Raw genomic sequence first — 10,063 nt, 5'->3', positions numbered from 1 at the left:
CCCCCGCGCGCGGGGGGGGGGGGCGGCCCCCCCCCCCCCGCTCCTACACCTACTCCGCCGCCTTGGGCTGGTCGCCTTCGCGGCCGGTGAACAGGTCCCAGGAGGCCATGAACAGCGCCGCGATCAGCGGGCCAATGACGAAGCCGTTGAGGCCGAACAGCGACATGCCGCCGAGAGTGGAAATCAGCACCACGTAGTCGGGCATCTTGGTGTCCTTGCCCACCAGGATCGGGCGCAGGATGTTGTCCACCAGGCCGATCACCACCACGCAGAACAGTGTCAGCACTACGCCCTGCCAGATCGCCCCGGTGAGCAGGAAGTAGGCTGCCACCGGCACCCAGATCAGCCCTGCGCCAATCGCCGGCAGCAGCGAGAGGAAGGCCATGAGCGTGCCCCAGAGCAGCGAGCCCTGGATGCCGAGGAACCAGAAGATCAGCCCGCCCAGCGCGCCCTGGGTCGCGGCGACGGCGATGTTGCCCTTCACCGTGGCACGGATCACCGTGGTGAACTTGGTGAACAGGTGCTGCTTGTGCTCGGCGCTCAGCGGTACCGCCTGCTTGATCCGGCGTCCCAGCGCAGGGCCATCGCGCAGGAGGAAGAACAGCAGGTACAGCATGATGCCGAAGCTGATGACGAACTCGAAGGTGTTCTGGCCGATGCTGAAGGCCTTGGTCGCCACCAGCTGGCTCGCCTGCATCGCCCCCGTCGAGAGTTTTTCCTGCAGGCTGGAAAGGTCCGCCAGATCGAAGCGCTCCAGCAGCTGATGCGCCCAACCCGGCAGCGCGGCGACGGCTTGCTGGTAGTAGACGATGAAATTCAGCTCACCCGACTTCAATCGCTGGTAGACCGTGGCACCTTCCTGCACCAGCGCGCCGGCGATGAAGGTCACCGGCAGGATCACGATCAGGAAGCACACACCGAGGGAAATCAGCGCGGCGAGGTTGTTGCGCCCGTTGAGCTTCAGGCGCAGGCGGCGTTGCAGCGGGGCGAAGATGATCGCCAGGATGGTGCCCCAGAAGACCGCCCCGTAGAACGGCAGCAGGATCCAACCGAAGGCGAGTGTCACCACCAGCAGCAGGGCGAGGAACGTCCGGTATTCCAGTTTCGATTCGAACATGAGCAGGTCCGTGAAAGGTTAAACCAGCTCATTAGTCAGCAGTTGGCCTGCCGAGTGCAACTTTCGCAGCGCGCGCCGTGCGCTTCGGCCCGCTAAAGCACCATCGCCGCCACCCAGCCGAACGCCAGCAGCGGCAGGTTGTAGTGCAGGAAAGTCGGCACCACAGTGTCCCAGATGTGGTTGTGCTGGCCGTCCACGTTCAGGCCGGAGGTCGGCCCCAGGGTGGAATCCGACGCTGGCGAACCCGCGTCACCCAGCGCACCGGCGGTACCCACGATGCTGACGATGGCCAGCGGGCTGAAGCCCAGGTGCACCGCCAGCGGCACGAAGATCGCCGCGATGATCGGCACCGTGGAGAAGGACGAACCGATGCCCATGGTCACCAGCAGGCCCACCAGCAGCATCATGAAGGCGCCCAGTGCCTTGCTGCTGCCGATCCAGCCGGCGGCGCTGTCCACCAGGCTCGCGACCTGCCCGGTCGCGGTCATCACCGCAGCGAAGCCCTGGGCGGCGATCATGATGAAGCCGATCATGGCCATCATCTTCATGCCTTCGGTGAACAGGTCGTCCGCTTCCTTCCAGCGCACCACGCCGGACAGCGAGAACACCAAGAAGCCCACCAGCGCACCGAGGATCATCGAGTCCAGCAGCAGCTGCACGGCAAAGGCCGCCGCCACCGCGACGCCCGCCACCACCAGGCTCATCCTGCTGTAGGGCGTATCGACCCGCTCGGCCTGTTCGATGCGCTCCAGGTCATAGACACGCTTGCGGCGGTAGCTGAACAGCACCGCGATCAGCAGCCCGCAGACCATGCCCAGCGCCGGGATCAGCATGGCATGGGTGACGTTGATGCCCTGAACATCGACGCCCGCGCGCGCCACGTTGGCCAGCAGGATCTGGTTCAGGAAGATGTTGCCGAAGCCCACCGGCAGGAACATGTAGGGGGTGATCAGGCCGAAGGTGATGACGCAGGCGATCAGCCGGCGGTCGATCTGCAGGCGGGTCAGCACGTAGAGCAGCGGCGGCACCAGCAGCGGAATGAAAGCGATGTGGATCGGCAGGATGTTCTGCGACGAGATCGCCACCACCAGCAGCAGGCCGACCATCATCCACTTGAAGGCGCCGGAGCCATTCGCCTCGTGCCGGCCGAGCATCGCCAGGGCACGATCGGCCAGGGCGTGCGCCATTCCGGAGCGCGCGATGGCCACAGCAAAGGCGCCCAGCATAGCGTAGGACAGCGCCACTGTCGCACCGGCGCCCAAGCCGTCGTTGAAGGCCTTGAGCGTGCCATCCATGCCCAGGCCACCCAGCAAACCACCCGCCACCGCGCCGGCGATCAGTGCGACCACCACATGCACGCGACACAGGCTCAGCACCAGCATCAGGCCAATGGCGATCAGCACCGCATTCATCCTTTTCACTCCTCTCACGGATCGCCGCGCAGGGCACGGGCAAAAGGCGCGCACTCTGCCAAACCCCCGGCGAGGTGTCAAAACCCGTGTCGAATCAGGACGTTTCCGAAATCGGCAGGCGGGATTTCCACCAAAGTGCGCACGCTTTTTGCCTGAAAGTCGCCGGCGTTCTTAATGGCACGCCAGAATCGCCTGTTTTCTGGCGTTTCGCCCCGTCACCGGTCAAGAAGATGCGGGAAAGGCCGATATACCGGGCACTCCCGAGGTTTCGTTAGAACAAGGACCCCTCTCCATGTTGCTGCGCCGTCTCTCCATCCAGTGGAAGATCACGTTGCTCGCCGGGCTGTGCCTGCTCGGCGTCGTCTCGCTGCTGTCCGGCCTGTCGGTCTACCGCACCCAACACAGCACCGCGCTGGTCAAGCAATCGAGCACCGGGATGCTCGATGAAGCGGCCCAGGCGCGCCTGCAATCGCGCGGCGAAGTCCAGGCCATGCGCATCCAGCGCTACATCATGGATGCCTACCAGTACGGCAAGGGCTTTTCGCGGCAGGTGCTGTTCCTGCGCGACCAGGCGCAGAAGCGCTTCCTCGACGCGTACGACCTGCGCGAGGACCTGACCCGCCAGGTGAAGACCGCGCTGGAAGGCAACCCGGAGCTGCTGGGCCTCTACGTCGCCTTCGAACCCGATGCGCTGGACGGCAAGGACAAGCTCTTCGCCGGCCAGGGCGAACTGGGCAGCAACGACGCCGGGCGCTTCTCCATCTACTGGTCCCAGGCCACGCCGGGCCAGCTGGAATCCGAAGCCATGGCCGAGTCGCTGCTGCAGGACACCAGCCCCGGCCCCAGCGGCAGCGCCTATAACGCCTGGTTCACCTGCCCCAAGACCACCGGCCAGCCCTGCGTGCTCGACCCGTACTTCGACGAAGTGGGCAAGAAGAAGATGCTCATGACCAGCATCGCTTTTCCGCTGGAACTGGACGGCAAGGTCATCGGCGTCATGGGCCTGGACATCAGCATGGAGAAGCTGCAGGAAATCGCCGTCGACGGTAGCCGCGAACTGTACGACGGCCAGGGCCGCGTCAGCATCGTCAGCGCCGCCGGCCTGCTCGCCGGGCACAGCGCCGATGCCTCCAGGCTGAGCAAGAACCTCAAGGACGTCTATCCGAACCAGGGCGCCGAACTGCTGCAAGCCATCGCTGCCAACCATGAGCAGGTGTTCCGCCAGGACGACCAGTTGCGCGTGGTCGAACCGTTGCAGCCGATCCCCGGCTCCAAGCCCTGGGGCGTGCTGCTGGAAGTGCCGCAGAAGGTGCTGCTCGGCCCGGCGATCACGCTGCAGAACGAACTGGACGACCAGCGCGTGCAGGGCACCGCCTACCAGTTGGCCTTCGGCCTGCTCGCCATCCTGATCGGGCTGTTCGCCATGTGGCTCACTGCCCGCGGCGTGACCCGGCCGATCCTCAATGTCGCCGCCATGCTGCGCAACATCGCCAGCGGTGAAGGCGACCTGACCAAACGCCTGGACTACAGCGGCAAGGACGAGCTGGGCGAACTGGCCGGCTGGTTCAACCGCTTCCTCGACAAGCTGCAGCCGATCATCCGCGACGTGAAGTCCTCGGTGCAGGACGCCCGCGCCACCGCCGACCAGTCCTCGGAAATCGCCAGCCAGACCAGCGCCGGCATGCAGCAGCAGTTCCGCGAAGTCGACCAGGTCGCCACCGCCTCGCAGGAGATGAGCGCCACCGCCCACGATGTCGCCAACAGCGCCGCCATGGCCGCCGATGCCGCGCGCGGCGCCGACGGGGCGACCCGCGACGGCCTCAGCGTGATCGACAACACCACCCGCCTGATCGACGAACTGGCCAGCGACATGAGCAGCGCCATGAGCCAGGTGGAAGGCCTGGCGCAGAGCAGCGAGCAGATCGGCTCGGTGCTGGAAGTGATCCGCGGCATCGCCGAGCAGACCAACCTGCTGGCGCTCAACGCCGCCATCGAAGCGGCCCGCGCCGGCGAGGCCGGGCGCGGCTTCGCGGTGGTCGCCGACGAAGTGCGCAACCTCGCCAGGCGCACCCAGGATTCGGTGGAGGAAATCCGCCAGGTGATCGAAGGCCTGCAGAACGGCACCCGCGACGTGGTCGGCGCGATGAGCAACAGCCACCGCCAGGCGCAGGACAGCGTGAGTCAGGTCGAACAGGCGGTCGCCGCGCTCAAGCGCATCGGCGATGCGGTGGGCGTGATCACCGACATGAACCTGCAGATCGCCAGCGCCGCCGAGGAACAGAGCGCGGTGGCGGAGGAGATCAACCGTAACGTGGCGGGCATCCGCGACGTGACCGAATCGCTGTCCAGCCAGGCGCAGGAATCGGCGCAGGTCAGCCAGTCGCTGAACAAGCTGGCCAACCACCAGCAGGGGTTGATGGACCAGTTCCGCGTTTGACGGCAGAGCCGCTTTCGTAGGCGCGGAGCTTCTCCGCGAAACCCCGGCGCAGCCGGGACAAGGTCCGCCGGCCACGCCGGTGCCCAGGCGGGGTTCGCGAGCAAGCTCGCTCCTACAGGTTGGCAGCGTGCGCTTTTCGTAGGAGCGGAGCTTCTCCGCGAAATCCCGGCGCAGCCGGGACAATGATCAGCCGGCCATACCGACGCCCGGGCGGGTTCGCGAGCAAGCTCGCTCCTACGAAGAGCGCGCCGAGTTAACCTTGTAGGAGCGAGCTTGCTCGCGAACCGCACGGCACCGCACTAACTCCCTGGCAGCCAGATCAAACCGCCCGACGAGGGAGCTCCACGACCACCCGCAACCCGCCCAGTTCGCTGCTTGCCAGCTTCAGTCCACCACCGCAAGCCGCCGCGATATCCCGCGCGATCCCCAGCCCCAGGCCATGCCCGGCCACCTGCTCGTCCAGCCGCGTGCCACGCTCCAGCACACTGTCACGCTGGTCCTCGGCAATGCCGGGGCCATCGTCGTCCACGCTCAGCTGATACGCATCCCCCCCCTTCTCGACCCTCAGCCGCACCTCGGAGTCGGCCCATTTGCAGGCGTTGTCCAGCAGGTTGCCAAGCATTTCCAGCAGGTCCTCCCGGTCGTACGGCAGGCGCGTCGCAGGGGGCGCCTGCCAGTCGATGGAAAGGTGGTCACCATGAATGAGCTTGAGCATGTCGCACAGGCTTGGCAGCTCCGCGTCGCAATCGAAGTGCGCGCCGGGCAGCGCTTCGCCCACCAGCCGCGCACGCCCCAGCTCGCGGGCCAGGCGTTGCTCGATCTGCTCCAATTGCTCCTGCAGCACCCGCCGCAACTCGGGGTGGTCGCGCAGCTCCTCGCGGTCGGCAAGACTGATCAGCACGGCCAGCGGCGTCTTCAGCGCGTGACCGAGATTACCCAGCGCATTGCGTGAACGGCGCAGGGTGTCCTCGGTGTGCTGCAACAGGTGGTTGATCTGCTCCACCAGGGGTTCGAGTTCGCGCGGCGCCTGGCTGTCCAGCTGGCTGCGCTGGCCTTCCTGCAGTTGCGCGATCTGCTGGCGCACCCGTTCCAGCGGGCGCAGGGAGCGGCGGACGATAATGCCCTGAGACACCAGCACCAGCAACAGCGCCAGCGCACCGGCACCCAGGCCGATGTTGCGCAAACGATTGAAACTCTTGAGGACGGGCGTGTAGTCCTGCGCGACGACGATGCTCAGGTGCTTGCCGTAACGCTTGTAGTCGCCACGAAAGACCAGCAGGCGTTGGCCTTCCGGCCCCTTCTCCAGCCTGCTGGCCAAGCCCTTGTGCGAGGGCTGTTTCAGCTCGTTGTCCCACAGCGAGCGCGAACGCCAGGTCTGGTCATCGAAGCGGATGACGAAGTAGCGCCCCGAGAACAGCCGCTCATAGGCCGCATCGACACGCTGGCCGTCCAGTTGCAGCCCCGCCGGGCCACGGGTGATGCCCACCAGCAGGCTTTCCGCCTCGTCCTGCAGGCCGTTCACCAGGTAGCGCCGCAAGCCCTGGTCGAACAGCCAGAGGCCCGCCTGCGCCAGCGCCACGCCCACCACCACCAGCACCACGCCGAGCCCGAGACCGAGCCGGCGCTGGATCGACATCAACGGCCGACTCCATTGCCGGTGAAGCGATAGCCCTGGCCACGGCGGGTCTCGATGATCTCGCGACCGAGCTTGCGGCGCAGGTGGTTGATGTGGACTTCGATGACATTGGAGTCGCGCTCGGTCTCGCCGTCATACAGGTGCTCGGCCAGGTGCGATTTCGACAGCAGCTGGCCGGGGTGCAGCATGAAGTACCGCAGCAGACGGAACTCGGCGGACGTCAGGTCGACCTCCTTGCCGCCCTGCTGCACACACTGGCGCGACTCGTCCAGGCTCAGGCCCGCCACTTCCAGCTGGCTCTGGTTGGCCAGGCCGCGGGCACGGCGCAGCAGCGCCTGGATGCGCAGCAACAATTCCTCGGGATGGAACGGTTTGGTCAGGTAGTCGTCGGCGCCGGCCTTCAGCCCGTCGATGCGTTCGGCCCAGGAGCCCCGCGCGGTGAGGATCAGCACCGGCACCGCGAGCCCCATGCCGCGCCACTCCTGCAGCACTTCCAGCCCGGGGCGGCCCGGCAGGCCGAGGTCGAGGATCACCAGGTCGTACGGCTCACTGGCTCCCTGCACGGCGGCGTCGCGGCCGTCAGCCAGCCAGTCCACCGCATAACCCTGGCGGGTCAGGGTCGCCAGCAGTTCATCGGCCAGGGGTACGTGGTCTTCCACCAGCAGCAGGCGCATCAGTCGTCTTCCTTATCCTTGAGGATGCGACCGTCGCGGGCATCCAGTTCCAGTTCGCGCACCACGCCTTCGGTGGTCAGCAGTTCCACCTCGTAGATGTAGGTGTCGTGCTCCTTCTCCAGCTCCGCTTCGAGCAGGCGCGAGCCGGGGTAGCGGCTCAGCGCGGCGGGAAGGATTTCCTCGAAGGGGCGGATCACCCCTTCCTTGCTCAGGCGCAGGGCTTCGTCCTGGCTCAGGTCATGGGCCTGCGCGGTGCCGGCCATGGCGGCAAGCGCCAGGCCGAGCAGCACCGCGCGCGGCAGAACGGTCTTCATCAGTCATCCTGGTGATCGGTGAGGACTTCGCCGGTGACCGCATCCAGCTCGACATCCCATTTCACGCCCTGGGCGTCCTTGATGTCGACCTTGTAGAGATAGCGGCCGTGCTCCAGCTCGAGCTCGCTATCGTACACCGAACCGCCGGCATGCTTGGCCAGCGCGGTTCGGTTGAGCTCCTCGAAGTTGCGGATGGTGCCGGCATCGCGCAGGCGCAGCGCTTCATCCGGGCCGATGTCGCGGGCCATCGCAGCACCTGCCCCCAGCAGCAGAGCGGGAAGCGCAATCAGGGTCAGCAGCCTGTTCATGAAGATACCTCGTCGGAATTTTCTTATCTCCAGACTAAGGCGAAGGACTTAACTCAAGCTGAATCGGCAAAAGACATTCACCCGGTGAAGTTTCCTTGCTTGTCCCGTACAGGCTCTATAATCGCGGCCTGCCAAAGCGAGGCCCGCATGACCGCCATCCAGATCAAGACCCCCGCTCTCACCCTCAAGGCTGGAAGCCGTGCGCTCCTTCGCATCCGCGAACAGGGGCTGGCCCCCGCCGACGTAGGAATCCTGCCCGGCGCCGCCGGCGGCCCGAAGGCGCTGGGCATCCAGGGCCTGGACCTCGCCCTGTTCGGTGAATGGCTGCCGCGCGCCCCGCGCGAACGCTCGCTGATCGGCGCCTCCATCGGCTCCTGGCGCTTCGCCAGCGCCTGCCTGCCCGACCCGGCCGAAGGCATCCGCCGTCTGGGCGAGCTCTATACCCAGCAGCGTTTCGCCCGCAACGCGAGCATCAGCGACGTGTCGAAAAGCTGTGCGAAGATGCTCGACGACCTGCTCGATGGCTGTGACTCCAGCGTGCTGGACAACCCCTGGTACCGCCTCAACGTAGTGGTGGTGAAGAGCCACGGCCGCCTCGCGCAGGACGGCAAGGCGAACCTCGGCCTGGGCCTGGGCGCAGTTATCCGCGACAACCTGGTCGGCCGTCGCCACCTGCATCGGCACTTCGAACGGCTGATCATCCATGACGCCCGCCGCGCACCGCCGCTGGAGGCGCTGGCGGACTTTCCCTCGCGCTACCTGCACCTGGACCTGACCAACCTGCGCCACGCCCTGCTTGCCTCCGGCTCCATCCCCATGGTCATGGAAGGCGTGCGCGACATTCCCGGCGCCGGCCCCGGCACCTACCGCGACGGCGGGTTGCTGGACTACCACCTCGACCTGCCCTACCAGCCCGAGGGCGTGGTGCTCTACCCGCACTTCACCGACAAGGTCATCCCCGGCTGGTTCGACAAGGGCCTGCCCTGGCGCCGTGGCGACGCCGGCCGCCTGCAGGACGTGCTGCTGCTGGCGCCGTCGAAGGACTACCTGGCGCGCCTGCCGCACAACAAGCTGCCCGACCGCAAGGACTTCCATCGTTATCTGGGCGACGACGCCGGGCGCGAGCGTTACTGGCGCAAGGCGATGGCCGAGAGCCAGCGGATGGGTGACGAGTTCCTTGAACTGGTCGACAGCGGCCGCCTCGGCGAACGCCTGCAGCCGCTGACATAATCGGCAGCTTCACCCTCCGGCAAGGAATCGCCATGACTCATTCTCGAAACCTCCGCTCGCTCCTGATGGCCCTGATGCTTGTCGGTGGCAGTGCTCACGCCGCCATGGACGCCAAGGCGCAGCAGGAAATCAGCCAGTTGCTGGACTTCGTCGAACACAGCGGCTGCCAGTTCATCCGCAACGGCAGCGAGTACCCGGCCGCCGAGGCGCGGGCGCACCTGCAGAAGAAGCTGGATTACCTGGAGAACAAGGACATGGTGGGCAGCGCGGAAGACTTCATCGAGCGCGCCGCTACCAAGAGCAGCATGAGCGGCCAGCGCTACCAGGTGGATTGCCCCGCCGGCAAGCAGGACGCCAGCGCCTGGCTGGGCGACGAGCTCAAGCGGATTCGCCAGGGCCGGTAAGATCGTTCGGAACGTCCGCGATTGGCCGCAGACCGTTGAGCGGATGGGAAGTCATCGCGGACAGAGTCCGCTCCTACGCAAGCCGGTGCGAGTGGAGCCGCCGGATTCGCGAGCAAGCTCGCTCTACAGGTTGGCACCGTGCATTTTTCGTAGGAGCGGAGCTTCTCCGCGAAATCCCGGCGCAGCCGGGACAATGGCCAGCCGGCCACGCCGACGCCAAGGCGGGTTCGCGAGCAAGCTCGCTCCTACAGGTTGGCACCGTGCGTTTTTCATAGGAGCGGAGCTTCTCCGCGAAATCCCGGCGCAGCCGGGACAATGGCCAGTCGGCCACACCGACGCCAACGCGGGTTCGCGAGCAAGCTCGCTCCTACAGGTTGGCACCGTGCGCTTTTCGTAGGAGCGGAGCTTCTCCGCGAAATCCCGGCGCAGCCGGGACAATGGCCAGCCGGCCACTCCGACGCCAAGGCGGGTTCGCGAGCAAGCTCGCTCCTACAGGTTGGCACCGTGCGTTTTTCGTAGGAGCGGAGCTTC

At 66.3% G+C, this 10,063-nt stretch carries 9 protein-coding genes and 1 pseudogene; 4 read left to right on the top strand and 6 right to left on the bottom strand.

Annotated features, from left to right (window positions below):
- Window positions 1-49: 49 nt before the first annotated feature.
- Together ACCC94_RS24135 and ACCC94_RS24130 are read right to left on the bottom strand one after the other, a co-directional pair.
- Entirely contained in the window at window positions 50-1,117 is a 1,068-nt protein-coding gene (locus ACCC94_RS24135) for an AI-2E family transporter (protein ID WP_413352130.1), read from the bottom strand.
- 92 nt (window positions 1,118-1,209) lie between these two features.
- Window positions 1,210-2,529, bottom strand: a complete 1,320-nt coding sequence (locus ACCC94_RS24130; protein WP_413352129.1) for a Na+/H+ antiporter family protein — start codon at window positions 2,527-2,529, stop codon at window positions 1,210-1,212.
- Window positions 2,530-2,821: 292 nt separating this feature from the next.
- Between ACCC94_RS24130 and ACCC94_RS24125 the strand changes: the two are divergent.
- Window positions 2,822-4,060, top strand: a pseudogene (locus tag ACCC94_RS24125) (chemotaxis protein); the annotation flags it as partial.
- A 150-nt stretch (window positions 4,061-4,210) separates the two neighbouring features.
- Complete coding sequence (locus ACCC94_RS24120) at window positions 4,211-4,966, top strand: methyl-accepting chemotaxis protein (RefSeq protein WP_412548412.1); 756 nt, start codon at window positions 4,211-4,213, stop codon at window positions 4,964-4,966.
- A gap of 319 nt (window positions 4,967-5,285) precedes the next feature.
- On the opposite strand, the gene ACCC94_RS24115 is transcribed toward ACCC94_RS24120, so the two are convergent.
- Genes ACCC94_RS24115 through ACCC94_RS24100 form a run of 4 tightly spaced genes read right to left on the bottom strand, consistent with a single transcriptional unit; the run spans window position 5,286 to window position 7,898 of the window.
- The gene (locus tag ACCC94_RS24115) at window positions 5,286-6,605 is read right to left on the bottom strand and encodes a sensor histidine kinase (protein WP_413352128.1); all 1,320 of its coding nucleotides are present in this window, start codon (window positions 6,603-6,605) and stop codon (window positions 5,286-5,288) included.
- Entirely contained in the window at window positions 6,602-7,276 is a 675-nt protein-coding gene (locus ACCC94_RS24110) for a response regulator transcription factor (protein WP_413352127.1), read from the bottom strand. The genes ACCC94_RS24115 and ACCC94_RS24110 overlap by 4 nt, the downstream gene beginning before the upstream one ends.
- Window positions 7,276-7,590, bottom strand: coding sequence for a PepSY domain-containing protein (locus tag ACCC94_RS24105; protein WP_413352126.1), 315 nt, complete (start codon window positions 7,588-7,590; stop codon window positions 7,276-7,278). The genes ACCC94_RS24110 and ACCC94_RS24105 overlap by 1 nt, the downstream gene beginning before the upstream one ends.
- Window positions 7,590-7,898, bottom strand: coding sequence for a PepSY domain-containing protein (locus ACCC94_RS24100; protein ID WP_413352125.1), 309 nt, complete (start codon window positions 7,896-7,898; stop codon window positions 7,590-7,592). Before ACCC94_RS24100 ends, ACCC94_RS24105 begins: the two co-directional genes overlap by 1 nt.
- Before the next feature lie 147 nt (window positions 7,899-8,045).
- On the opposite strand from ACCC94_RS24100, the gene ACCC94_RS24095 reads away from it, so the two are divergent.
- Window positions 8,046-9,128: a patatin-like phospholipase family protein gene (locus ACCC94_RS24095; RefSeq protein ID WP_413352124.1), complete on the top strand. Its 1,083-nt coding sequence runs from the start codon at window positions 8,046-8,048 to the stop codon at window positions 9,126-9,128.
- 65 nt (window positions 9,129-9,193) lie between these two features.
- Window positions 9,194-9,532 carry a DUF5329 domain-containing protein gene (locus ACCC94_RS24090; RefSeq protein WP_413352131.1) on the top strand — a complete coding sequence of 113 codons (339 nt, stop codon included), beginning with the start codon at window positions 9,194-9,196 and terminating at the stop codon, window positions 9,530-9,532.
- Window positions 9,533-10,063: the final 531 nt, after the last annotated feature.

It is taken from the genome of Pseudomonas sp. Pseusp97 (assembly GCF_047304025.1).
GTDB lineage: Bacteria > Pseudomonadota > Gammaproteobacteria > Pseudomonadales > Pseudomonadaceae > Pseudomonas.
This window is presented reverse-complemented; position numbering and strand designations above follow the sequence as displayed.

Coding starts and splice junctions, on each gene's coding strand:
- ACCC94_RS24100 (WP_413352125.1), bottom strand. CDS start 7,898: ATGAACAGGCTGCTGACCCTGATTGCGCTTCCCGCTCTGCTGCTGGGG.
- ACCC94_RS24095 (WP_413352124.1), top strand. CDS start 8,046: ATGACCGCCATCCAGATCAAGACCCCCGCTCTCACCCTCAAGGCTGGA.
- ACCC94_RS24130 (WP_413352129.1), bottom strand. CDS start 2,529: ATGAATGCGGTGCTGATCGCCATTGGCCTGATGCTGGTGCTGAGCCTG.
- ACCC94_RS24105 (WP_413352126.1), bottom strand. CDS start 7,590: ATGAAGACCGTTCTGCCGCGCGCGGTGCTGCTCGGCCTGGCGCTTGCC.
- ACCC94_RS24120 (WP_412548412.1), top strand. CDS start 4,211: ATGCAGCAGCAGTTCCGCGAAGTCGACCAGGTCGCCACCGCCTCGCAG.
- ACCC94_RS24110 (WP_413352127.1), bottom strand. CDS start 7,276: ATGCGCCTGCTGCTGGTGGAAGACCACGTACCCCTGGCCGATGAACTG.
- ACCC94_RS24090 (WP_413352131.1), top strand. CDS start 9,194: ATGGCCCTGATGCTTGTCGGTGGCAGTGCTCACGCCGCCATGGACGCC.
- ACCC94_RS24135 (WP_413352130.1), bottom strand. CDS start 1,117: ATGTTCGAATCGAAACTGGAATACCGGACGTTCCTCGCCCTGCTGCTG.